This is a genomic window from Streptomyces sp. NPDC059851 (genome assembly GCF_042732005.1).
In the GTDB taxonomy this organism is placed as follows: Bacteria; Actinomycetota; Actinomycetes; order Streptomycetales; family Streptomycetaceae; genus Streptomyces.
In genome coordinates this window covers 1-24,069 of sequence record NZ_JBHWJJ010000063.1, presented here as the reverse complement: position 1 = coordinate 24,069, position 24,069 = coordinate 1, and the positions used below count along the sequence as shown (strand labels likewise).

Annotated in this window: 21 protein-coding genes; 11 read left to right on the top strand and 10 right to left on the bottom strand. The window is 69.4% G+C overall.

Annotated elements, in window-relative coordinates:
• Nucleotides 1-159 precede the first annotated feature (159 nt).
• From rpmH to ACFV7Q_RS21585, 9 genes are all read left to right on the top strand, one after another.
• Complete coding sequence (gene rpmH / locus ACFV7Q_RS21625) at nt 160-297, top strand: 50S ribosomal protein L34 (protein WP_018547628.1); 138 nt, start codon at nt 160-162, stop codon at nt 295-297.
• 20 nt (nt 298-317) lie between these two features.
• Nucleotides 318-692, top strand: coding sequence for a ribonuclease P protein component (gene rnpA, locus ACFV7Q_RS21620; RefSeq protein WP_385430645.1), 375 nt, complete (start codon nt 318-320; stop codon nt 690-692).
• The gene (gene yidD / locus ACFV7Q_RS21615) at nt 689-970 is read left to right on the top strand and encodes a membrane protein insertion efficiency factor YidD (RefSeq protein ID WP_385430643.1); all 282 of its coding nucleotides are present in this window, start codon (nt 689-691) and stop codon (nt 968-970) included. Before rnpA ends, yidD begins: the two co-directional genes overlap by 4 nt.
• A gap of 3 nt (nt 971-973) precedes the next feature.
• Nucleotides 974-2,077 (top strand): membrane protein insertase YidC, encoded by a 1,104-nt coding sequence (yidC, locus tag ACFV7Q_RS21610; protein WP_385430641.1) that lies wholly within the window; start codon nt 974-976, stop codon nt 2,075-2,077.
• 15 nt (nt 2,078-2,092) lie between these two features.
• Complete coding sequence (locus ACFV7Q_RS21605) at nt 2,093-2,605, top strand: protein jag (RefSeq protein WP_385430639.1); 513 nt, start codon at nt 2,093-2,095, stop codon at nt 2,603-2,605.
• 117 nt (nt 2,606-2,722) lie between these two features.
• Entirely contained in the window at nt 2,723-3,439 is a 717-nt protein-coding gene (gene rsmG, locus ACFV7Q_RS21600) for a 16S rRNA (guanine(527)-N(7))-methyltransferase RsmG (protein WP_385430637.1), read from the top strand.
• A gap of 265 nt (nt 3,440-3,704) precedes the next feature.
• Nucleotides 3,705-4,793, top strand: a complete 1,089-nt coding sequence (locus tag ACFV7Q_RS21595) for a ParA family protein (protein ID WP_385430635.1) — start codon at nt 3,705-3,707, stop codon at nt 4,791-4,793.
• Nucleotides 4,790-5,881, top strand: coding sequence for a ParB/RepB/Spo0J family partition protein (locus ACFV7Q_RS21590; RefSeq protein ID WP_385430633.1), 1,092 nt, complete (start codon nt 4,790-4,792; stop codon nt 5,879-5,881). The genes ACFV7Q_RS21595 and ACFV7Q_RS21590 overlap by 4 nt, the downstream gene beginning before the upstream one ends.
• Nucleotides 5,882-5,985: 104 nt before the next feature.
• Nucleotides 5,986-6,603, top strand: coding sequence for a GNAT family N-acetyltransferase (locus ACFV7Q_RS21585; protein WP_385430631.1), 618 nt, complete (start codon nt 5,986-5,988; stop codon nt 6,601-6,603).
• Nucleotides 6,604-6,729: 126 nt separating this feature from the next.
• Here ACFV7Q_RS21585 and trxA read toward each other — a convergent pair whose 3' ends face one another.
• The 7 genes from trxA to ACFV7Q_RS21550 all read right to left on the bottom strand — a co-directional run bounded on the left by trxA (nt 6,730) and on the right by ACFV7Q_RS21550 (nt 16,287).
• Entirely contained in the window at nt 6,730-7,071 is a 342-nt protein-coding gene (gene trxA, locus ACFV7Q_RS21580; RefSeq protein ID WP_385430630.1) for a thioredoxin, read from the bottom strand.
• Between the two features lie 52 nt (nt 7,072-7,123).
• Complete coding sequence (gene trxB / locus ACFV7Q_RS21575; RefSeq protein WP_385430629.1) at nt 7,124-8,083, bottom strand: thioredoxin-disulfide reductase; 960 nt, start codon at nt 8,081-8,083, stop codon at nt 7,124-7,126.
• Nucleotides 8,084-8,209: 126 nt separating this feature from the next.
• Nucleotides 8,210-9,148, bottom strand: a complete 939-nt coding sequence (locus tag ACFV7Q_RS21570) for an anti-sigma factor family protein (RefSeq protein WP_385430627.1) — start codon at nt 9,146-9,148, stop codon at nt 8,210-8,212.
• Nucleotides 9,145-9,846, bottom strand: coding sequence for an RNA polymerase sigma factor SigM (sigM, locus tag ACFV7Q_RS21565; protein ID WP_385430626.1), 702 nt, complete (start codon nt 9,844-9,846; stop codon nt 9,145-9,147). The genes ACFV7Q_RS21570 and sigM overlap by 4 nt, the downstream gene beginning before the upstream one ends.
• 103 nt (nt 9,847-9,949) lie before the next feature.
• The gene (locus ACFV7Q_RS21560; RefSeq protein ID WP_385430624.1) at nt 9,950-11,680 is read right to left on the bottom strand and encodes a protein kinase family protein; all 1,731 of its coding nucleotides are present in this window, start codon (nt 11,678-11,680) and stop codon (nt 9,950-9,952) included.
• Nucleotides 11,681-11,798: 118 nt separating this feature from the next.
• Nucleotides 11,799-13,973 (bottom strand): murein biosynthesis integral membrane protein MurJ, encoded by a 2,175-nt coding sequence (murJ, locus tag ACFV7Q_RS21555; protein ID WP_385430622.1) that lies wholly within the window; start codon nt 13,971-13,973, stop codon nt 11,799-11,801.
• Nucleotides 13,974-14,019: 46 nt separating this feature from the next.
• Entirely contained in the window at nt 14,020-16,287 is a 2,268-nt protein-coding gene (locus ACFV7Q_RS21550; RefSeq protein ID WP_385430620.1) for a DUF6049 family protein, read from the bottom strand.
• 185 nt (nt 16,288-16,472) lie between these two features.
• Here ACFV7Q_RS21550 and ACFV7Q_RS21545 point away from each other — a divergent pair, with 185 nt between their 5' ends.
• On the top strand, nt 16,473-17,915 hold the full coding sequence (locus ACFV7Q_RS21545) for a CCA tRNA nucleotidyltransferase (protein WP_385430618.1): 1,443 nt from the start codon (nt 16,473-16,475) through the stop codon (nt 17,913-17,915).
• Nucleotides 17,916-17,978: 63 nt separating this feature from the next.
• On the opposite strand, the gene ACFV7Q_RS21540 is transcribed toward ACFV7Q_RS21545, so the two are convergent.
• The 3 genes from ACFV7Q_RS21540 to ACFV7Q_RS21530 all read right to left on the bottom strand — a co-directional run bounded on the left by ACFV7Q_RS21540 (nt 17,979) and on the right by ACFV7Q_RS21530 (nt 21,111).
• Complete coding sequence (locus ACFV7Q_RS21540; RefSeq protein ID WP_385430617.1) at nt 17,979-19,259, bottom strand: MFS transporter; 1,281 nt, start codon at nt 19,257-19,259, stop codon at nt 17,979-17,981.
• 117 nt (nt 19,260-19,376) lie between these two features.
• On the bottom strand, nt 19,377-20,459 hold the full coding sequence (locus ACFV7Q_RS21535) for an inositol-3-phosphate synthase (RefSeq protein WP_385430615.1): 1,083 nt from the start codon (nt 20,457-20,459) through the stop codon (nt 19,377-19,379).
• Nucleotides 20,460-20,508: 49 nt separating this feature from the next.
• Nucleotides 20,509-21,111, bottom strand: a complete 603-nt coding sequence (locus tag ACFV7Q_RS21530; protein ID WP_385430613.1) for a helix-turn-helix transcriptional regulator — start codon at nt 21,109-21,111, stop codon at nt 20,509-20,511.
• Nucleotides 21,112-21,383: 272 nt separating this feature from the next.
• On the opposite strand from ACFV7Q_RS21530, the gene ACFV7Q_RS21525 reads away from it, so the two are divergent.
• Nucleotides 21,384-23,921 carry a transglycosylase domain-containing protein gene (locus ACFV7Q_RS21525; RefSeq protein ID WP_385430611.1) on the top strand — a complete coding sequence of 846 codons (2,538 nt, stop codon included), beginning with the start codon at nt 21,384-21,386 and terminating at the stop codon, nt 23,919-23,921.
• The last annotated feature ends 148 nt before the right edge of the window (nt 23,922-24,069 follow it).

The window sequence follows — 24,069 nt, the reverse complement described above, 5'->3', positions numbered from 1 at the left end:
GTTGTCGATGGCTGCTGCCGCCTGCCTACCGATGGGCGAGGATCACTGACTGTGGTCGTTGAGCGGTGCCACTCGGGCGAACACGCGAGCTTCCTCGTGGGCGCACGGTGACAGCCAGGCGATGTCCCGCCACAACGATTCATTCTCTGGAGCCCCCGAGTGAGCAAGCGCACCTTCCAGCCGAACAACCGTCGCCGCGCGAAGACCCACGGCTTCCGCCTGCGGATGCGTACCCGTGCCGGCCGCGCCATCCTGGCGAACCGCCGCAGCAAGGGCCGCGCTGCCCTCTCCGCGTAACTCACGCAGGTCGTGACGTCGTGCTGTCTCCCGAAAATCGGCTGAGGCGGCGCGAGGACTTCGCGAGCGCGGTACGCCGAGGCCGCAGGGCCGGCCGCCCGCTCCTCGTCGTCCACCTACGTACAAGCGGTGCAACGGACCCGCACGGGTCGGGGGAGACAGTTCCCTCGACCCGTGCGGGTTTCGTCGTCAGCAAGGCCGTGGGTGGCGCCGTCGTCCGGAACCGGGTGAAGCGCCGCCTGCGCCACCTCGTACGCGAGCGGCTCTCCCGCCTGCCCGCCGGTAGCCTGGTGGTGGTGAGGGCATTGCCCGGATCGGGTGATGCCGGCCTCGAGGACCTGGCCAAGGACCTGGATGCCGCTCTGCTGCGGCTCCTGGGAGGCGCAGCTCGATGAAGTACCCGCTGCTCGCTTTGATCAAGCTGTACCAGTGGACCATCAGTCCGCTGCTCGGCCCGGTGTGCCGTTACTACCCCTCGTGCTCGCGCTACGGGTTCACGGCCATCGACCGGCATGGTGCGGTGAAGGGGACCGTTCTCACCACCTGGCGGATCCTGCGGTGCAACCCGTGGTCCGCGGGCGGTGTTGATCATGTCCCACCTCGTAAACGCCCGCGTTGGCACGAGCAGCTGCGCACTGCGTTGCGTAGATCTCGCAATGCTCAAGGAGCCTGATTAGTGGACACGATTGCCAGTCTGTTCAGCTTTATCACCACACCCGTCTCGTGGATCATCGTCCAGTTCCACTCGCTGTACGGTGCGATCTTCGGGCCGGACAGCGGGTGGGCCTGGGGCCTGTCCATCGTGTCCCTGGTGATCCTGATCCGTATCTGCCTGATCCCGCTCTTCGTGAAGCAGATCAAGGCGACGCGGGGCATGCAGGCGCTCCAGCCGAAGATGAAGGCGATCCAAGAGCGCTACAAGAACGACAAGCAGCGTCAGTCCGAAGAGATGATGAAGCTGTACAAGGAGACGGGCACCAACCCGCTTTCCTCGTGCCTTCCCATCCTGGCGCAGTCGCCGTTCTTCTTCGCGCTCTACCACGTGCTGGCGAACATCGCCGACGGCAAGACCATCGGCGTGATGGACCAGCAGCTGGTCGACAGTGCCCGCGAGGCGAAGATCTTCGGCGCGCCGATCGCCGCCAAGTTCATGGACAGCCCGGAGAAGGTGGCTGCCCTCGGCGCCTCGCTGACGGACGTCCGGATCGTGACCGCGATCATGATCATCCTGATGTCGCTGTCGCAGTTCTACACCCAGCGCCAGCTGATGCAGAAGAACGTGGACCTTTCGGTCAAGACGCCCTTCATGCAGCAGCAGAAGATGCTGATGTACATCTTCCCGGTGATCTTCGCGGTCATGGGTATCAACTTCCCCGTCGGTGTCCTCGTCTACTGGCTGACCACCAACGTCTGGACCATGGGTCAGCAGATGTACGTGATCAACCAGAACCCGACGCCGGGTAGCAAGGCGCAGGACCACTACCTGACGCGGCTGCTCAAGTCCGTCACCTCGCACGGGCAGGTCAAGGGCCGGGGCAAGAAGAAGATCGTCGCCGCGATCGTGGCCAAGGGCCCGGACCGCAACGACATCGAGCGCAAGTTCATCGCATCTCTGACGAAGCAGGGCCTGGCCGCCCAGGCGGACGGCACCGTGATCAAGAGCGCCGTGGCCACGGCGGACTCGGACGCGGCGAGCAGCGGCGCCTCAAAGCGGCAGCAGCCGAAGCGCCAGACGAAGGCACAGCGTCAGACGCCCTCCAAGCCCTCTTCCAAGAAGTAAGAAGGAGTCCCTCCCGTGACGGAAGGCACCACCACCGCCGCCGCTGAGAGTGGCGACACCCTGACCCGCCTCGAGCAGGAGGGTGAGATCGCGGCCGACTACCTCGAGGGTCTGCTCGACATCGCCGACCTCGACGGTGACATCGACATGGACGTCGAGGCCGACCGGGCCTCGGTCTCGATCGTCAGCGACTCTGGCAGCCGCGACCTGCAGAAGCTCGTGGGCCGCGAGGGCGAGGTCCTGGAGGCCCTTCAGGAGCTGACCCGCCTCGCCGTCCACCGCGAGACCGGCGACCGCAGCCGGCTGATGCTGGACATCGCCGGCTTCCGCGCCAAGAAGCGCGAGGAGCTGGCGGCGCTGGGCGCCAAGGCGGCGGCCGATGTGAAGGCGTCCGGTGAGCCGCTGCAGCTGGCCCCGATGACGCCGTTCGAGCGGAAGGTCGTCCACGACGCCGTCGCGGCCGCCGGTCTGCGGAGCGAGTCGGAAGGCGTGGAGCCGCAGCGCTTCGTCGTCGTGCTCCCGGCCTGATCGCAAGCTTGAGTGTTCGGCCCCGTCTGTGTCGCAGGCGGGGCCGATGTTTGTCAGCCTGGCAGTACCGGTGCGTTTCCACGATCACTCGGTACGCAATACGGAAGGACGGTCCCCGTGACGGAGGCAGCGGAGCTTCCCCCGGCGCCGGAAGAGGCGCGCGCGGTGTTCGGCGAGTTTTTCCCGGAAGCCGTGCGGTATGCGGAGCTGCTCGCGGACGCAGGGGTCCGGCGCGGCCTGATCGGCCCGCGTGAAGTGCCGCGCCTGTGGGAGCGGCACCTACTGAACTGTGCGGTCCTCTCGGAGGTGGTGCCCGAGGGCGTCACTGTCTGCGACGTGGGCTCCGGTGCCGGCCTGCCCGGGATCCCGTTGGCCCTGGTGCGTCGCGACCTGAAGATCACGTTGTTGGAGCCGCTGCTCCGGCGCACGACCTTCCTCCAGGAGGCCGTGGAGCTGCTGGGGCTGGACCACGTCACCGTGGTGCGCGGCCGGGCCGAGGAGATGCTCGGCAAAGTGCACCCGGTGCATGTGGTGACGGCTCGGGCGGTGGCCCCGCTGGACCGCCTCGCCGGCTGGGGTGTGCCGCTGCTGCGCCCGTACGGCGAGATGCTGGCCCTCAAGGGCGACACCGCCGAGGAGGAGCTGGAGGCGGCGAAGGTCGCGCTGGCGAGGCTGGGTGTGGTGAAGACCTCGGTGCTCCAGGTCGGCGCCGGGGTGGTGGACCCGATGTCGACGGTGGTGCGGGTCGAGGTCGGGGAGAGCCCCGGCGGTGTGAGGTTCGCGGCCAAGCGGGCCAAGGCGGCCCGGGTGGGGCGTTCGCGCAGGCGCCGGTAAGGCCCCGGCCCTACGGTTTCCCTGATGAACTTCCTGCAGGGTTGCGCCCTATAGGTGCGGATTTGGGAGTGTCGTAGAGGCCTGTCGGCTCGGTCCCGGCATCGTGTTTCACGTGAAACGTCGCTCTCTGCTGCACGGAATCATCAGTCGCGGCCGGGAGGCCGCGCCCCCTCGGCCCTCCCGGGCTGGAGGGGGGATGAAATTGTCCACAGCTGTGGATTCATCCACAGGAGTAAGGGCCCCGCTGGTTCGCGCCCCCGGTGGCATGGCAGGCTCTGTTCATCGCGAGCCCGATGCCGAGGAGAGTGAGACCGTGCGGTCCGACGCCAACCTCGCGGGGCCGATGGCCGACCCGGTCCCCGGTCCCCGCTCTGAAGCGGCGGGTGGCGATGTTTCACGTGAAACATCGCCACCGCCCCCTGTCGACAACGACACGACCGGCGGCATGCCCAGCCCGTTTGCCGTCGAGTCGCTGAGGCGTGCCGGCGAGGGGCTGCCCCGACCCGACCGAACCAGGGTGATCGTCGTCGCCAACCAGAAGGGCGGCGTCGGCAAAACCACGACGACCGTGAACCTGGCGGCCTCGCTGGCGCTCCACGGTGCGCGCGTCCTGGTCATTGACCTCGACCCGCAGGGGAACGCGTCCACGGCGCTCGGCATCGACCACCACGCGGACGTCCCCTCGATCTACGACGTTCTGGTCGACAGCAGGCCGCTGCTGGAGGTGGTCCAGCCCGTGGTGGACGTGGAAGGCCTTTTCTGCGCCCCGGCCACGATCGACCTGGCGGGCGCGGAGATCGAGCTGGTCTCCCTGGTGGCGCGCGAGAGCCGCCTTCAGCGGGCCATCCAGGCGTACGAGCAGCCGCTGGACTACATCCTCATCGACTGCCCGCCCTCGCTGGGCTTGCTCACGGTCAACGCGATGGTCGCGGGTGCCGAGGTACTGATCCCGATCCAGTGCGAGTACTACGCGCTGGAGGGGCTGGGCCAGCTCCTGCGCAATGTGGACTTGGTGCGGTCCCACCTCAACCCGGCGCTGCACGTATCCACCATCCTGCTGACGATGTACGACGGCAGGACCCGGCTGGCCTCGCAGGTGGCCGAAGAGGTCCGCACCCACTTCGGTAGCGAGGTGCTGCGGACGAGCATCCCGCGGTCGGTGCGCATCTCCGAGGCCCCCAGCTACGGGCAGACGGTACTCACCTACGATCCGAGTTCCAGCGGTTCCCTCTCCTACATGGAGGCGGCGCGTGAGATCGCGCTGCGCGGGGCCGGAATCCAGTACGACGCCCGGCACGCCCATGGGGGCGCGGGCCTGAACAGCACGCAACGTGTGGCGGAGGGGATCCAGTGAGCGAGCGACGAAGGGGTCTGGGTCGGGGGCTCGCCGCACTGATCCCCCCTGCCCCGCAGGAGAAGACACCGGCGGTGACCACCGCGGGGTCGACCGGGTCGAGCTCGCCGACGGCGTTGCCGACACTCACCTCGGAACGCGGGAGTGTCGCAGCGAAGCTGGCCTCCCTCGCCCAGGCCGATGTTTCACGTGAAACATCGGCGCCGATCGAGCCGGAGACGGCTCCCGAGTCCTCGGTCGCCGACGTCGCGGGTGCGATGTTCGCGGAGATCCCGATCGGCGCCATCACGCGGAACCGGCACCAGCCCCGCAAGGAGTTCGACCGCGACGCACTGGCGGAGCTGGTGACCTCCATCCAGGAGGTGGGTCTGCTCCAGCCGGTTGTGGTGCGCCAGTCCGGCCCGGACGGCTACGAACTCATCATGGGCGAGCGCCGCTGGCGCGCGTGCAAGGAGCTCGGGCTGGAGTACATCCCGGCGATCATCCGGGAGACGGAGGACGACAGGCTCCTCCTGGACGCGTTGCTGGAGAACCTCCACAGGGCTCAGCTGAACCCGCTGGAGGAGGCCGCCGCGTACGACCAGCTGCTGAAGGACTTCAGCTGCACGCACGACGAGCTGGCGGACCGGATCGGGCGCTCCCGTCCTCAGGTGACGAACACGCTGCGGCTGCTCAAACTGGCGCCGAAGGTCCAGCTGCGTGTGGCGGCAGGTGTGCTCCTGGCAGGCCATGCTCGGGCGCTGCTGCCTCTGGAGGACCCCGAGGCACAGGAAGCGCTGGCGGCGCGCATCGTCGAAGAAGGCCTGTCGGTGCGCGCGGTCGAGGAGATCGTCTTCCTGATGGGGTCGGAGCCCGAGAGTCCGGTGAAGCCGAAGAGGCCGAGGGCCGGAGCCCGGGTCTCCCCGGCGTTGAATGAGCTCGCGACGCGGCTGTCGGACCGCTTCGAGACCCGGGTGAAGGTGGACCTGGGCCAGAAGAAGGGCAAGATCACGGTCGAGTTTGCCTCGATGGATGACCTTGAGCGGATTCTGGCGACTCTGGCGCCGGGCGAGGGTCGGGTGCTGGAGCAGCGACCGTCCGGGGAGTGAGTCCCCCCGGCTGAGGGGCGGGTCGTACCGGTACGTGCTGGTGCGGGCCGCCCCTTTGCCTTGTCGCGGTTTCTCCTGATTCGGACCGTGGATACGATGCGCTCATGGGGCGTCGGTTGGTACCACTCACACTGGACAACCTCCAGGACCTGCCTCTGCGTTGCCGGTCCTGCGTGTTCTGGGAACTTGATCCCGTCACCGGCGAGGCCGCCGCCAAGGCGGGGACTCCGGCGCTGGAGAAGGAGGCGTGGATCTCCGCGGTCTTGCTGGAGTGGGGTTCGTGCGGCCGCGTCGTTTATGTGGACGAGGTCCCCGTCGGGTTCGTGCTGTACGCGCCGCCCGCCTACGTGCCGAGGTCCACGGCCTTCCCGACGAGCCCGGTGTCCCCGGACGCGGTGCAGCTGATCACCGCATGGATCATGCCGGGGTATCAGGGGCAGGGGCTCGGCCGGGTGATGGTCCAGACGGTGGCCAAGGACCTACTGCGGCGGGGCTTCCGCGCGATCGAGGCATTCGGCGACGCGCACTGGGAGGGTCCTGCGTGCCTGCTGCCGGCGGACCATCTCCTCGCGGTGGGTTTCAAGACGGTGCGGCCCCATCCGGTGCATCCGCGGCTGAGATTGGAGCTGCGCTCGACGCTGTCGTGGAAGGAAGACGTGGAACTGGCTCTGGACCGGCTGCTGGGCGCGGCCCGTAAGGAGCCTGCGCTGCGTCCCCTGTGACAAGGGATCTCGCGAAACTGGCCGGCCGGCCCCGGGCGGAGCTCGGAGTGCGGAACGGGGCCGCCCCTTGTCAGGGGCGGCCCCGTTTCACGTGAAACGTTGCCGTCAGACGGTCAAACGTTGCCGTCAGACAGCCTTGGCCTCGATGAACGAGTCGAGGTCGCGCAGGATGGCGGCCTTCGGCTTGGCACCGACGATGGTCTTCACGACCTCGCCGCCCTGGTAGACGTTCAGGGTCGGGATCGACATGACGCCGTACTTCGCTGCCGTGTTCGGGTTCTGGTCGATGTTGAGCTTGACGATCTCAATCTGGTCGCCGTACTCGGCCGCGATGGCCTCCAGGGACGGAGCGATCTGGCGGCACGGACCGCACCACTCGGCCCAGAAGTCCACCAGGACGGGCTTGGCGCTCTGGAGGACCTCGGTGTCGAAGTCGGCGTCGGTCACGTTCTTGAGGGTGCCGGCCACAGCGGCCTCCTAATTCTTCCTGCGGGGTGTTGAGATGGGGGGTGTCTGGGGGTCAGACCAGTGCGGGGGCCTTCTCGGCGTCCGAGAGGGCGGCGAGGAAGCGCTCGGCGTCGAGGGCGGCGGCACAGCCCGTGCCGGCGGCGGTGATGGCCTGACGGTACGTGTGGTCCACGACGTCTCCGGCGCCGAACACGCCGGGGACGTTGGTGCGCGTGGAGGGGGCGTCGACCTGGAGGTAGCCCTCGTCGTCGAGCTGCAGCTGGTCCTTGAAGAGTTCGGTGCGGGGGTCGTGGCCCACGGCGATGAACAGGCCGGTCACGGGAAGCTCGGAGGTCTCCCCGGTCTTGGTGTTGCGCAGCGTGAGGTGGGAGAGCTTCTGGTCGCCGTGGATCTCGGAGACCTCGCTGTCCCAGGCGAATGTGATCTTCGGGTCGGCGAAGGCCCGGTCCTGCATGGCCTTGGAGGCGCGCAGGGCGTCGCGGCGGTGAACGACCGTGACGGACTTGGCGAACCGGGAGAGGAAGGTGGCCTCCTCGATCGCAGTGTCGCCGCCGCCGACGACGGCGATGTCCTGGTCCTTGAAGAAGAATCCGTCGCAGGTGGCGCACCAGGACACGCCGCGGCCGGACAGGGCGTCCTCGTTGGGCAGGCCGAGCTTGCGGTGCTGGGAGCCGGTGGCCACGATCACGGCCTTGGCGCGGTGCACGGTGCCGGTGGAGTCGGTGACGGTCTTGACCTCGCCGGTGAGGTCCACGGACACGATGTCGTCCGCGACGAGCTCCGCACCGAAGCGCTCGGCCTGGCCGCGCATGTTGTCCATGAGGTCCGGCCCCATGATGCCGTCCTGGAAGCCGGGGAAGTTTTCGACCTCGGTGGTGTTCATCAGTGCACCGCCGGCGGTGACGGCGCCTTCGAAGACCAGCGGCTTGAGCGAAGCACGTGCGGTGTACAGGGCGGCGGTGTAACCGGCGGGCCCGGAACCGATGATGATCACGTTTCGTACGTCGCTCACGGGTCTCTTCCTCGTCTCTGTGGACTGCGCGCTGCTGGCCCTGAGGGCTGGTGTGGAGTCTCACCCCACCCAACGGATCCTACGGCGCGAGCATTCCCGGCCTGCTCACCCACGAGCCGCAAGCTGTCAGCTTCGCGGGTAGGTCCTGGTCAGCAGGGGCCGCTCGGGGCCGTCCGAGGGGGTGACGGAGCAGGCAGCGCCGACGAGGTAGGCATCCACCCTGGCGGGATCGCCGGGATGCGGAAGGACCAAGAGGTATACCTCGCCGCCCTCGTAGCTACCGCGTTCCACGGCGAGCGGTGTCTCGCTGCGGCCGGTGGCGGTTCGGACGCAGGGCGGAACCGAAGCGGCATCCGTCCCCACCCGGTCGCCCTGCTGGGCCGGAGAAGTGTTCTCCAGGCCGTAGGTGCTGTTGTCCTCCTGCGACTGAGGAGATGCCTTTCTCACCGTCTCTGCCGAGGCGAGTAGGCGGTGCACGCTGTCCTGGAGTGCCTGGGCGGTGTACGTGCCGTCGGCGGGGCCCTGGGCTGTGGCGCTGGTCGTGGACTTGCGTGCAGCCGTGTCCGGGGAGCCGCCCAGCAGGTTGCCGGCGAGGAGTACCCCGAACGCGCAGGCGGCGGCTCCGGCGAGGCCTGCGATGACGGCGAACCGGCGGCGGGCCCGGCGGCGTCCGGGACCGGTTGCGCCGACCGGGTGACCGGCGGGGCGCCGCGGAGGCCGCCCGGAGGGCGTGGTCGTCGATGTTTCACGTGAAACATCACGCTCGGCGTCGGGCCCGGCAGCGGAGTCGGTGCCCGATCTGGGGGTCGTGGAGTCCAGGAGTGCCTCGGCGGCGAGCGCCGCGTCGATGCGCCCGGCGATGTCTACGGGCATGCGGGGCGGCCCCGGCAGCGTGCCGAGCAGGCCGCGGATCTCCTCCAAGGACGCGTGCACGTCGGCGCACAGCGGGCACTCGGCCAGATGCCGACGCACCTCGGCGCCCCGGACCGGGGAGAGGAGTCCCTCGGTCAGATCGGAGATTTCCGAGACGTCAGGGTGCCGGATCGTGCCGGCTGCGGGAGTCACGTTCGTCCACCTCCGCCCTTCACCGTGTCTGCCCCTGGGGCTGGCTGACTGGGGTCTGCCGCTGGTGGGACGGGTGTCCCCGGCGTCCGGTTCCTTCCCCGCTCTGCGGCGGTGTTATCCCCGGCATTCGAGCGCAGATGAGTGAGCATCGGGACGAGTTTCGCCCGTCCGCGCGCACACCGGCTCTTCACTGTGCCGGCGGGGACGTCGAGGACGCGGGCGGCTTCGGCGACGGAGTAGCCCTGCATGTCGACGAGGACGAGAGCGGCCCGCTGGTCGGGCGGGAGGGCGCCGAGGGCGGCCAGCAGCTGGCGGTGGAGGTCCTGGCGTTCGGCGGGGGCCTCGGCGGACTCGTGGGGCTCCAGGAGCCGCTCCAGGCGGTCCGTGTCGTCGAGGGGAGAGGTCCTGCGGGAGGCGGCCTTGCGGGCCCGGTCGAGGCAGGCGTTGACGGTGATGCGGTGCAGCCAGGTGGTGACGGCGGACTCGCCCCGGAAGGTGTGTGCGGCCCGGTAGGCGGAGACGAGAGCGTCCTGCACGGCGTCGGCGGCCTCCTCCCGGTCACCGAGGGTGCGCAGAGCCACCGCCCACAGCCGGTCGCGGTGCCGGCGCACGATCTCACCGAAGGCATCGGGGTCACCGGCGACGTGCCGGGCGAGCAGGTCCCGGTCGCTGTCTTCACCGTTCGTTGCGTCGTGCATCACACCTCCCCTCCCGGAGGGAGCGTACGGGGCGGGCGGGACGAATACGAGGGTCCGCTGCGCCGTCGGCACAGCGGACCCTCGACGGCTTGAGCAGCTCGGGTCAGTCGCCCGGTCCGAACACCTTGATCTCGCTGATGCCGCCTCGCCAGCTGCCCCCGCCGCCCTCGGCGGGCAGGTTGGTGATGTGGACCACCAGGTAGCGGGTCTTCACCGGAGTGCCGGGCTTGGCCTCCAGTTTCTTCCCGGCGACCTGCAGCTTGGAGACTTCCTGCGGAAAGTCGGAAATGCCGCGGGCCGAGGTCGCCTCGGGGGCGGCCGCACGGACCTCGACCTTGTGGCCCGCACCGTGCATGTCCGCTTCGACGCTCGTCACCTCCCGCACGCTGCCGAGGTCGACGATGATGCCGCTGCCGTCGTCGTAGGAGTCGAGGTTGCCGAAGTTGGAGGAGAACAAGAACATCTTGGTGACCCAAGCCGTGTTCGGGTTGCCGTCCGCAGCCTTGGCGCCGTCCTCGGCCTTGATCGGCTCCTTGCCGAAGACCGTGGCACTGCTGATGGGCAGCTGCTTGCTCTCCTTGGGCGGCTTCTGGTCCTCGTCGGGCTTGGCGGGCTGCGTGGTGCTGCCGTTGCTGCCACTGTTGCCCTTGACCCGGTCCAGCAGCGTGTCGGCCAGCTGCCAGCTGCCCAGGCCCAGCGCGGCGATCAGCAGGGCGGCCACGCCCCACTTCAGGGCACGGCCCGTACGGCTCTGCAGCGGCGGCGGAGGCGGCATGGGAATGGAGTGCGTGACGGGCCCACCGGGGCGCGTCGGCGGACGGCCGTAGCTGCCTTGTTGGTAGGTGGTCTGCTGGTACTCGGGCGGCGGGGTGAACGCGGGCTCCGGCGGCCGGATGCGCGGCATCGCGGCAACCGCCTTGGCCAGTTCCTCCGGGGTGGTGCAGGCGGGTTCCTGACGGGAGGCGGTGGCCCCGTCGTTGGCGAGGGCGCGCATCGCGAGCTCGCCCAGACCGCGGTGGACACCCGCGCGGACCTGGTCGGGCGGGAGCAGGCCGACGCCCTTGGGCAGGCCGGAGAGGCCGTACGCGTCGGTCTCGTACGGCCAGCGCTGGGTCAGGGCGGCGTACAGCAGTGCGCCGATGGCTTCGGTGTCCGCGCGCTGCGGCGTGTCGCTCGTGATGCCCCGCAGGGCGGCGTTCACGGCGAGGCCGCGGATGCGGTACTGGCCGGTGGAGGTGCGCAGTATGGCGCTGGGCGTCAGGCGCAGGTGCGACAGGCCTTCGCGGTGGGCCGCGGCCATGGCCTGGGAGACCTGGCTGACGAGCTGGTAGGCGTCGTGGGGCTCCAGGGGACCGGAGGCGAGGAGCGCGGTCAGCTCCGTGGCGTCGGGCAGCCACTCGTGGACGACGTAGACGAGGTCGTTGTCCTCCACGGCGTCGAGGACCTGGACGAACCGGGGGTCGCCCAGCAGGGCGGAGGAGCGGGCCGCGGCCAGGACCGCGCGGGCGCGCGGGTGGTCGGCGGGCAGCACGTGGACGCCGACGGCCCGGCGGAGCTTCTCGTCCACCGCGCGCCAGCTGCTGAATCCGTCCAGACGGGTGACGCACTCTTCCAGGCGGTAGCGCCGTGCGAGCTTGTGGCCGCTGTGGAGTTCGGGGACGGCGGCAGAAGCCGCTGTCCTGCGTTCGCCGTCCTTGTCTGGCATGGGTCCGTCCGCGGCTCGTCCGTTCTGGGTGTCCACCCCGTCGGCCGTGGCCTTGGCCGCATCTGCGACCAGCGGCTGCTCGCCGCTGTTGTCGGCCACGTCGACGGCAGCCGTGCTACGTTCCGCCACCGTCGTTCCTGCCTCCCCATCCGTTACGCGCTGTCGGCCAGTCTGCGAAGCCATGCCAATTGTGCCCACAGTCCGGCGCTATGCACGACACGCGAAGGGGTACGACGGTTGTGCGCATCTAGCGCCCCATGCGCCCGCGGACCATTCCGACCATGGCGTTGAGCTCTTCGATCCGCATCCGCTTGGCCGCCAGCAGGAAGACACCGCCCAGGGCGATGGAGCCGACGACCACCGCTGTGAGGGAACCGAGGACTCCGCTGCCCAGCCACTGCGTGATGGCGTACGCGGCACCTCCGGCCACGGCGGCCGCCGGGATGCAGGCGCCGATGAGGCGCGTGTAGGTGCGGCGCACGTGGGCGCCGTCCAAGTCCCCACCGAGCCGCTTGCGCAGGCGCTTCCAGGCGACGCCTACGCCCACGGCGAAGCCGAGGCCGTAGGCGGCGGCCATGCCGACGACCGCCCAGCGCGCCGGAAGGACGAAGAACGCGGCAGTGGATACGGCCGCGTTGACGGCGGCGACGATCACCGTGTTGTAGAACGGCGTGCGCGTGTCCTCGTAGGCGTAGAAGCCTCGCAGGACCACGTACTGGACCGAGTACGGGATGAGCCCGAGGCCGAACGCCATCAGGATGTAGCCGATGTTCTGGGCGCCGGCGCCCGAGCCCGCGTAGAGCAGCGTGGCCATGGGAACGCCGAGGGCGAGGAACGCGAAGGCGCACGGCACGATCGCGACGGCCGAGGTGCGCAGTCCGTAGGAGATGTCGTCGCGGACGGCGGCGGCGTCCCCGTCGTGGGCGGAGCGGGAAATGCGGGGCAGGACGGCGGTCATGACGGAGACGGTGATGATGGCCTGCGGCATCTGCCACAGCAGCAGCGCGTACTGGTAGCCGGTGATGCCGGTACCGGGGTGGCCCTGCTTCTCGGCGACCGAACCGGCCCAGGTGGCGAGCTGGGTCACCACGACCAGGCCGACCTGGTTGGCGAGGACGAAGAAGAACGTCCACTTGGCCAGGCGGGCGGCCTTGCCCAGGCCGTGGCCCCTCCAGTCGAAGCGCAGGCGCGGTGAGAAGCCGGCGTCGCGCAGGTACGGCAGCATCGCCAGCGCCTGCACGGTGAGGCCGAGGAGGGTGCCGATGCCGAGCAGGCGCACACCCTCCGGCGTGACCGTGGCCGCGCTGACGCCGGAGGTCGTGAAGCCGCCGAAGGCCCAGATGAACGCGCCGAAGGTGGCGATGGCCACGATGTTGTTGAGGACCGGGGTCCACATCATCGCGCCGAATCGGCCGCGCGCATTGAGGATCTGACCGAGTACCACGTGCACGCCCATGAAGAACATGGTGGGCAGGCAGTACCGGGCGAAGGCGACCGCGACCTCCATCTGCTGCGGATCGGAAGCGATCTTCGGCGACATCATGGTGATGAACACCGGCGCGGCCAGCACACAGATCGTGGTGACGGCGGCCAGCAGGACGACGACCAGGGTCAGCAGCCGGTTGGCGTACGCCTCGCCCCCGTCATCGTCGTTCTTCATGGCCCGCACGAGCTGGGGGATGAAGACGGCGTTCAGGGCGCCGCCGCCGACCAGCACGTAGATCATCGTCGGCAGCGTGTTGGCGATCTGGTACGTGTCGTTGAAGGTGCCGACGCCGATGGCGGCGGCGACGACCAGGGTCCGCAGGAAGCCGGTGATGCGGGAGACGATCGTCCCGGCCGCCATCAGCGCACTGGACTTGAGCAGGCCGGCTGCACGGCCGGCCGGCTTGCTCGGCGCCGGGGCCGCGACGGGCGCGTCCTCGGCAGGCGCACCGGGCGCCGCCTGCTGGTCCTTGTACAGGTGAGCGAAGGCGTCGGGCTCGGCCTCCTCCTCCGCCGCACTGGTGACCAGCGAGTCCACGCCCACGAACTGCGTGGTGGCGGGGCGGTCGCCGTACGGCAGATGGCGGGACGGGCCGTCAGGCTCGGGCGGCGGGGTCTGGGCCCACACGCGCGGGTCGGGACCCTGCTGCGCGGTCCGCGGCGCCCCGTAGAGCGGGCCCGGATCCTGGTAGGTCCCCGGCGGTGGCGGGGGGTGTGACGCCCGGTCGTAGAGGACCTCGGCGACCGGGTCCTGGGCCGACAGGTCCTGCGACCGGTACGGGTCGCGGTCGTAGACGTCCTGGACGTACGGGTCGCGGTCCGCTGCAGGCCCGGGCACGGGAACCTGTCCGGGCGGCCTCATCCCCGGATCGGCGCCCGAGGAGGGCGCGGGCGCGCCAGTGCCCTGCGCGCGGTCACCGTCGTACGGCGCGTTCATCGAAACCCCACCTCATCGTCCCAGGCCCGGCCGGCCACGGCATCGCTCAACGGTCCACTGTCTCACCCGCGCCGGACGGGCTGGTGCTTTGCGGTCCGGTGTCCGGGGTCCCGTCACTCGGCTGCGTGCTCTCTTCGGCGGCAGCCGCCCGGGCCGCGACGCGCTTGCGGCTGGCGTACATCTTGATGCCTGCCAGGACGAGGAGCAGCACCCCGCCGGCGATGACGAGCATCACAGTCGGCGTGATCTCGGTGGCCTCGACGGTGAACCTGCGTTCCTTGCCGTAGGGCACACCATCGGTGGTGAAGAGCTGTGCGGTGACCTCGACGGGGCCGCTCGCGGTGGCGTTGGCGGTGAACTTGACTGTCTGGCTGTGCCCGCCCTGGACGGTGACTTCCTGTTCGGCCTCGCCGCCGTCCCCGAACACCAGGCGGGTCGGGTTGGCGGACTTCACCCGCAGGACGAGGTTGTGGACGTCCTGGACGAGGCTGTTCTGGACGCTGACCGGGATGGTCGCGCTGTGTCCGGACAGGGTGGCGTCGGACTTGGGGACGACCTTGACCTTCTCGGTCAGGCCGATCAGGTACTGCTGCACCTGGTTGCGGTAGTGCCCCGCGTCCTGGGGGCGGCCCCGCCAGGAGGTGGACATCTCGCGGTTGGTGGTGTTGCCGAACGGGATCTCGACGCGGTCGGGCGAGGTCAGGATGACCTTGAAGTGGTCGAGGGTGTTCTGGGTGGTGCGGATCTTCTCGAACGCGGCGACCGGCAGCTCGGTCTTGCGCAGCTCCTCGCGGTACTGGCCGGCGCCCGGGACCTGGGTGTTGACGCCGGCATCGGGCTTGGCCGCGGCGGCGGTGTCGAGGTCCGCGGGCTGAGTCCAGCGGCCCGCCTGAAGGGCCCGCAGCGCCTCGGCCATCGACTGCGCCTGGCTGGCGGTGGGCATCCGCTGCGGGGTGACGACGAAGCTGCGCTGGTTGTCGGTCTTCTGCAGGTTGAGGGCCAGGCTGTGGGCGAGGAACCGCTGGACGGCCAGCGTGGAGTTCCCGGCGTTCAACATGTCGCCCTCGAAGGCGGTCGACAGGTCGGCGTCGGCGACGACTGCGGTGGTGCCCGCGCCGATGGGGCGTGCTGCCGACGGGGTGTAGCCGAGGGCGCCGGTCTCCTGGAGGCTGTCGCTGCGGGCGAGCACGTGGTGGGCACCCGCCGAGGTGGCGACGTTGACGATCGACGGGTCGATGGCGCCGTCCACCGGCCAGGAGAAGTCGGTGGACGGGGTGACGTGCAGGACGGTCTCCACCGCCTGCTTCGCCTTGTCGGTGGCGGGTCGCAGCTGACCGAGGGTGCCAGAGACGTCTTTGCCCTGGTGGGCGAGGGAGGCGATGTCGGGGTCGGCGAACGGCAGCGCAACGACCTTCTTGCCCTGGACGGCCGCTTCGAGGGAGTTCAGCCACTGCTCGGCGACGGCCTTGTTCTTGCCCTGGACGATCTTTCCGTCCGGGGTGCGGTACCGGTAGCCCTTGGTCATCGCGTCGACCGTGTACAGCAGGTCGGGATCGATGACCCAGGTGATCGGCAGCTCCTTGCCCAGCGAGACCATCCGCTCCAGGCGGCCCCCGGTCTTGAGCTCCTCGGCGAGGGAGTCGTCGAGGAAGACGGGCGTCTGCACCTCGTCCGAGCCGGTTTCCGCGGTCAGCCGCGTGGTGGAGACCAGCGGCCACAGGTAGGTGAGCTGGGAGCGCTTGGCGGCGGGCTCCGGCTGCCAGGGCAGGAAGGTCCGCTTGATGCCCAGCACCTGCGCGTAGGGCCGGCTCTCCGTTTCCCCGGAGAGCGAGACGCCCAGCTGGTACACGCCCTCCTTGTCCAGCTCCAGCTTGTTCACCGGGATCGAGAGGGTGAACGTCTGACTGGCCTTGGAGGCCAGCGGCGGGATCTTCGCGGAATGGGCCTGGTCGACCTCGCCCGGGTCCGTGCCGGCCCGGAAGCCGGCGCGCTCCGCCGCCTCGTCGATTGAGGCCCGGTCCCCGAGTGAGGGCCCGACCCGCAGGCCGACGTGCGCGCCCGTGATCGTCTCGCGACCGGTGTTGACCACGGTGCCGGAGATCGTGAGCGTGTCGCCCTTGACCGGGGCGGCCGGGGACACGGTGCCCAGCTGGACTTCGACGGTGGCCGCGTCGGCGGCCTGCGCCGGGGGCGCGGGTGCGGAGACGAGGGCGGCGAGGACGGGCGTCCCTGCCAGCAGGACGGCGGCGCGCCGCAGCCAGCGGCGCCGGGCAGGAGCGGGGGACGCCCCCTGGATGTCTGCCGCTTCGGCCACGCGCTAGCCCGTCCCTCGAAGTGTCAGTGGTCGTCGTCTGTGCGTCCAGGAATGGTAACGAGAGCCGCTGCGTGCGAGTGCCGCGCCTTGCTCCACATGATCGGCTTCGGCCCGCGGGCGCCGCAGGGCGGGGTCGCAGCAAACGGGGGAGCCCTCGCCGGGCCGGGCACGTACCCTTTTCTGTTGTGCCGAACGCCAACGAAGACAACCCCAGTGCCCTGAGTCAGGTGCAGCACCGCGCGGTCAGCGAACTGCTGCGGGTCGCCCCTGTCGCCGACGAGCTCGGCCTCCGCTTCCAGGAGGCGGGCTTCAGCCTCGCCCTCGTCGGCGGGTCCGTACGCGATGCGCTGCTCGGGCGTCTCGGCAACGATCTCGACTTCACCACCGACGCACACCCCGAGGACGTTCTGAAGATCGTCCGCCCGTGGGCCGACTCGGTCTGGGACGTCGGCATCGCCTTCGGCACCGTCGGAGCGCAGAAGGCGGGCTTCCAGATCGAGGTGACCACGTACCGTTCGGAGTCGTACGACCGGACCTCCCGCAAGCCCGAGGTCTCCTACGGCGACTCGATCGAGGAAGACCTCGTCCGCCGCGACTTCACCGTGAACGCGATGGCGGTCGCGCTGCCGGAGAAGGTGTTCGTGGACCCGCACGGCGGCCTGGATGACCTCCAGGCGCGCGTGCTGCGCACTCCGGGCACGCCGGAGGAGTCGTTCTCCGACGACCCGCTGCGGATGCTGCGGGCGGCGCGCTTCGCCGCTCAGCTCGACTTCGAGGTCGCCCCCGAGGTCGTCACGGCGATGACGGAGATGTCCGGACGGATCGAGATCGTCTCGGCGGAGCGGGTGCAGGGCGAGCTGAACAAGCTGGTGCTGTCGGCGTACCCCCGCAAGGGCCTGGGCCTGCTCGTGGACACCGGGCTGGCCGACCACGTGCTGCCCGAGCTGCCCGCGCTGCGGCTGGAGCGTGACGAGCACCACCGGCACAAGGACGTCTACGACCACTCGCTGATCGTGCTGGAGCAGGCGATGGCCCTGGAGGACGGCGGCCCGGACCTGGTCCTGCGGCTCGCGGCCCTGCTCCACGACATCGGCAAGCCCCGCACCCGCCGGTTCGAGACCGACGGCCGGGTCTCCTTCCACCACCACGAGGTGGTGGGGGCCAAGATGGCCAAGAAGCGCATGACCGCGCTGAAGTACTCCAACGACATGATCAAGGACGTCTCCCGGCTGGTGGAGCTGCACCTGCGGTTCCACGGCTACGGGGACGGCGAATGGACCGACTCGGCGGTGCGGCGCTACGTCCGGGACGCCGGCCCGCTGCTCGACCGCCTGCACAAGCTGACCCGGTCCGACTGCACCACCCGCAACAAGCGCAAGGCCAATGCCCTCTCGCGCACGTACGACGGCTTGGAGGAGCGCATCGCGCAGCTCCAGCAGCAGGAGGAGCTGGACGCGATCCGTCCGGACCTCAACGGCAACGAGATCATGCAGGAGCTCGGGGTGGGCCCTGGTCCGGTGATCGGCAAGGCCTACGCGTTCCTGTTGGACCTGCGGCTGGAGAACGGCCCCATGGAGCGCGAAGCCGCGGTGGCCGCACTCAAGGAATGGTGGGCCGCGCAGCCCTGATGCAAGGGCGCTCGGGGCGGTGTTTCACGTGAAACACCGCCCCGAGCGTGCTCCGCAGCGGCTTCAGGGCGGTGTTTCACGTGAAACACCGCCGTGGCGGCCTAGGTAGACGGCGGTCAGCGCATAGAACACGGCGACGCTCACGACGAGCACCACGGACCGCCCGTCGGTGGGGAGCACCAGCGAGGACACGGCGGCCGCGAGGACGAAGGCGACGTTGAACAGAACGTCGTAGACCGAGAAGACCCGGCCGCGGAACTCGTCGTCCACCCGGGACTGCACCACGGTGTCGGTGGCGATTTTGGCGCCCTGGGTGGCCAGACCCAAGACGAACGCCGCGACGAGCATCGGACCGGGTAGGAAGAACAGGCCGAGCGCGGGAACCAGCACGGCGGCCGCGGCCGAGCAGGCGGTGATCCAGCCGAGGGTGCCCAGGCGGCCCACCATCCAGGGCGTGACCACGGCCGCGGCGAAGAACCCGGCTCCGGAGACGCCGACCGCGACGCCCAGCACTGCCAGCCCGTCGGACTCGTTGTCCGACCAGGAATAGCGGCACAGCATCAGCAGGGTGACGGTGAGGGCCCCGTAGCAGAACCGCATCAGTGTCATCGCGGTGAGCGCCCGGGCGGCCTCGCGCCGCCGGGCCAGGTGCCGAAGCCCCTCGACCATCCCCCGCACGGTCAGGGCGACCCCTTCGGCGACCGTCGGGTGGACCACATCGGGGCGGTGGTCGGGACCCAGTAGGTCGGCCGCCAGGCGCAGCGAGACCAGTGCCGCGCAGAGGTAGAGGCCGGCGCCGAGCAGGACGACGACGGCGTCGGAGTCGGCGGCAAGGAGCCGCAGGAGGAAGGCCAGCCCGCCGCCGGCGGTCGCGGCCAGGGTCCCGGCGGTGGGAGAGAGTGCGTTGGCGGTGACCAGCTGGTCGGGCGCGACCACGCGGGGCAGGGAGGCGGCGAGCCCGGACAGGACGAACCGGTTGACCGCGGTCACGGACAGGGCCGAGGCGTAGAAGAGCCAGTCGGGGACGTGCGCGACGATCAGCACGCCGGTGATGCAGGCGAGGAAGGCGCGCAGCAGGTTGCCGTAGAGGAAGACCTGGCGCCGGCGCCAGCGGTCGAGAAGCACCCCGGCGAAGGGGCCGATCACGGAGTACGGGAGCAGCAGGACCGCCATGGCCGAGGCGATCGCGGCGGGCGACGTCTGCTTTTCCGGCGAGAAGACCACGTAGGTGGCGAGTGCCACTTGGTAGACGCCGTCGGCGGCCTGGGAGAACAGCCGTACGGCGAGCAGGTTGCGGAAGTCCCTCAGGCGCAGGAGTACGCGCAGATCACGTACGACAGGCATGAGGGCAAGGGTCACACACGCGGAGGGTCCCCGGGCACATTGCCCGGGGACCCTCCGCGGAAGAACAGTCGAAGACCAGGTGGCCGGGGACCCCCGGCGTCCTGTGCTGCGGGCTGCTTAGCGCTCGACCTCGCCCTTGATGAACTTCTCGACGTTCTCCAGGGCCTCGTCGTCGAAGTACTGGACCGGCGGGGACTTCATGAAGTAGCTGGAGGCCGACAGGATCGGGCCGCCGATACCGCGGTCCTTGGCGATCTTCGCGGCGCGCAGGGCGTCGATGATGACACCGGCGGAGTTCGGGGAGTCCCACACCTCAAGCTTGTACTCGAGGTTCAGCGGGACGTCGCCGAAGGCACGGCCCTCGAGGCGGACGTAGGCCCACTTGCGGTCGTCGAGCCACGCGACGTAGTCGGACGGGCCGATGTGGACGTTCTTCTCGCCGAGGTCGCGGTCGGGGATCTGCGAGGTGACGGCCTGCGTCTTGGAGATCTTCTTGGACTCCAGGCGGTCGCGCTCCAGCATGTTCTTGAAGTCCATGTTGCCGCCCACGTTGAGCTGCATGGTGCGCTCGAGACGGACACCGCGGTCCTCGAACAGCTTCGCCATCACACGGTGCGTGATGGTGGCGCCGACCTGCGACTTGATGTCGTCGCCGACGATCGGGACACCGGCCTCGGTGAACTTGTCGGCCCACTCCTTGGTGCCGGCGATGAAGACCGGGAGCGCGTTGACGAACGCGACCTTGGCGTCGATGGCGCACTGGGCGTAGAACTTCGCCGCGTCCTCGGAGCCCACGGGCAGGTAGCAGACCAGAACGTCGACCTCGCGGTCCTTGAGGACCTGGACCACGTCGACCGGGGCCTCGGAGGACTCCTCGATCGTCGCGCGGTAGTACTTGCCCAGGCCGTCGAGGGTGTGGCCGCGCTGGACGGTCACGCCGGACGGCGGGACGTCGCAGATCTTGATGGTGTTGTTCTCGCTGGCGCCGATGGCGTCCGAGAGGTCGAGGCCGACCTTCTTCGCGTCGACGTCGAACGCGGCGACGAACTCGACGTCGCCGACGTGGTACTCGCCGAACTGGACGTGCATCAGCCCGGGGACCTTGGACGCCGGGTCGGCGTCCTTGTAGTACTCGACGCCCTGCACCAGCGAGGCGGCGCAGTTGCCCACGCCGACGATGGCTACGCGAACCGAACCCATTCCGGTTGCTCCCTGTTTGTTCTCGGATGAAGCCTGCGAGGTGCAGGTCTCACTTTGCGGTTTCGTCGGGCGGACCGGGTCGTCTCAGATCCCGTCCCGCCCGCTCACTCTCGATGAGCTCGTTCAGCCAGCGCACTTCGCGCTCCACGGACTCCAGCCCGTGCCGCTGCAGCTCAAGCGTGTAGTCGTCGAGGCGCTCCCGGGTGCGGGCGAGAGAGGCGCGCATCTTCTCCAGGCGCTCCTCGAGCCGGCTGCGGCGGCCTTCGAGGACCCGCATGCGCACGTCCCGCTCGGTCTGGCCGAAGAAGGCGAACCGGGCGGCGAAGGTCTCGTCCTCCCAGGTGTCGGGGCCCGTGTGGGACAGGAGCTCCTCGAAGTGCTCCTTGCCGGCCGCCGTCAACCGGTAGACGATCTTGGCTCGGCGCCCTGCGAGTGAAGCGGCGAGGGCGTCCTCCGGGGCACTGCCCGGCTCCTCGGCCAGCCAGCCGTTGGCGACCAACGTCTTGAGGCAGGGGTAGAGCGTCCCGTAGCTGAACGCCCGGAATACCCCCAGCGAGGTGTTGAGCCGCTTGCGCAGCTCGTAGCCGTGCATGGGGGACTCGCGAAGCAGGCCGAGTACGGCGAACTCGAGGATGCCTGAGCGCCTGCTCATCCGCCTGCCTCCTTCGCCTCTGAGTTTTTATACCGAGCTGATGTATCGGCTCGATACATCCAGACGATAGAACGGGCCGTCTTCGTCGACAAGTAGCGATCTCGTGACCGGCGTCACATCACCGATTCGCGGGATGCGAGTTGCCCGATTTGGGGTGAACTTCGGCACTGTTCGGGTTTTGAGCGTGCGTAGTCTTTGCGGCAGGACATTGGGGGAACCGGAATTCAGCAGCCGCTTCCAGGCCACTCGCCTGCCCGAGGAGTAGTCGTTCGATGAGCGAGCACCGCCGCAAACCGCCGCAGCCCGAGGGCAGCGGACGTGCCGCTGCCCGCCGGGCCGCCCAGCAGCGCCCCGGACGGGGCGCCGGGCCCGCACGAGACGTCCCCACGGCGTCGTACAGCGGACCGTACGCAGACCCACGCGGACATGGCAGCCGCGCAGGGGCGCGCCGGGCAGCCCAGCGCGGATCCGGAACCCGGGGGCGGGTTGCCGGACGTCCCGACAAGCGGTTCATCAACTACCCGCGCTCCGACAAGGAGGGCTGGCAGCGCTTCGTGCCGTCGTGGAAGCTGGTGAGCGGTACGGCTCTGGGCTTCTTCGCCGTGATCATCGCAGGGGCCGGCATCGGCATCGCGGCGGTGAGCACGCCCAATCCGAACCTCGCCGCCCAGGCCCAGAACAACGTGTTCTTCTGGGCCGACGACACCCAGATGGTCGCGACCGGCGGCACCATGAACCGGCAGATCGTGCCCATCGACAAGATCCCCAGGTCGATGCAGAACGCCGTGATCGCCGCGGAGAACGAGTCCTTCGAGACGGACAAGGGCGTCGACCCGATGGGTATCGCCCGCGCCGTGTGGAACATGGCCAAGGGTGGCTCCACCCAGGGCGGCTCGACCATCACCCAGCAGTACGTGAAGAACACCTACCTGGACTCCGACCAGACCCTGAAGCGCAAGGTCACCGAGCTCTTCATCTCGATAAGGCTCGGCGTGTCCGAGGAGAAGGACACGATCCTCGCCGGCTACCTCAACACCGCCTACTACGGGCGGGACGCCTACGGCATCCAGGCAGCGGCGCGTGCCTACTTCGGCAAGGACTGCTGGAACCTCACGCCCTCCGAGAGCGCCTTCCTGGCCGCCGTGCTCAAGGGCCCCAACCTCTACAACCCGGACGGCGGCATCGGGCCCACGGCCACCCCGGAAGAGAACGGCAAGCGGGCCCGCGCCCGCTGGGCCTGGGTACTGGACCGCGAGGTCGCCGTCGGCCGCATGGACAAGGCGGAGCGGGACACGTACAAGGACTTCCCCGCGCTCGTCGACTCCGAGCAGGCCCGCAGCCTCTCCGGCCAGACCGGCTACCTGGTCGAGACGGCCAAGCAGTACGTCATGAAGGTCGCGAAGATCACCCCGGAGCAGATGGCCCGCGGCGGCTACCAGATCAAGACCACCTTCCAGAAGCCGAAGGTGGACGCCCTGGTCAAGGCGGTCGACGAGACCCGCAACGACTTCCTCGACGAGAAGGCCCGGCCCGAGTACGACACCTTCGTCCAGTTCGGCGCAGCCTCGGTTGACGTCAAGACGGGCGCGATCGTGGCCCTGTACGGCGGCCCGGGCATGGACAAGAAGTACTTCAGCAACAACGCCAACACCATCGGTGTCCCGGTCGGCTCGACCTGGAAGCCCTACGTACTGGCGGCGGCGATGGAGTACGGCACCCAGAACTCCAAGGGCCAGGGCCTCTCGCCCGACAGCAAGTACATGGCCAACGACCTCACGGTGATCAACAACCGTGAGGGCAAGCCGTTGCGCGACTCCTCGGGCAAGCCGTTCAAGCAGAAGAACGAGAGCGAGTACCCCTACGGCTACGTGACCCTCAACGAGGCGATGGAGAAGTCCATCAACGTGCCGTTCGCGCAGCTCGTCTTCGACGTCGGCCACAGCAAGGTCCGCGAGGTGGCCAAGGCCACGGGCATCCTCGAGGACTCGATGAACCCGAACAACGACGCCTCGTTCGCGCTGGGCACCTCGACCCCGAGCGCCATCCGCATGGCCGACTCGTACGCCACCTTCGCGGCGTCCGGCATCCACCGCGAGCCCTTCTCCGTGCGCAGCGTGCAGAAGAACGGCAAGGACCTGCCCGGGTTCGAGCCGCCCAAGGAGCAGCGGGCGATGGACGACAGCATCGCCGACAACGTCACCAAGGTGCTCGAGAACGTCGTGCAGAACGGCACCGGCACCAAGGCCAGGAAGCTCGGCCGCCCGGCGGCCGGCAAGACCGGTACCACCGACTTCAACAAGTCGGCCTGGTTCGTCGGCTACACCCCGGAGCTGTCCACCTCGGTCACGCTCTTCCGTACCGATCCGAACTCGCCGGACAAGAAGCTGATCTCCATGAAGGGCGTCGGCGGCACCGACTCCATCCACGGTGGTGACATCCCGGCCGTGATCTGGACCGCTTACATGAAGGAAGCGCTCAAGGACACCCCGGTCAAGGACTTCCCGGAGCCCGACAAGATCGGTGTGATCGCTGACTCGGCCGGCGCCCCCTCGCCGGGCCCCTCCGTCTCGTCCTCGCCCTCCATGTCGGTCTCCCCCTCCCCGTCGACGTCCCTGTCCCCGTCCCCGACGCCTTCCAGGGGCGGCAAGCCGTCCTGCAGGCCGTGGCAGCTGTACTGCGTTCCCGACAGCGGCGGCACCAGCACCGGTGGCATCGACGGCGGCTCGACCGGATCGCCGTCCCCGACACCGTCGGTCAAGCCGGGCCGCCCCAACGGCACCAACTGGGCTCCCCTCACGGACGGGGGCTGACCCCGCCCCGTCCCCTGACCGGAGGAGGGGGCGCGCCGGCCGCGCGGGGGGCCCCCCCCCGCGGGGGGGGGGGGGGGGCCGGGGGGCGCCGGACCCATGGTGCGGGGGTCCCGCCCCCACAGGCCACGGGAGAAAAAAAAAAAAAAAA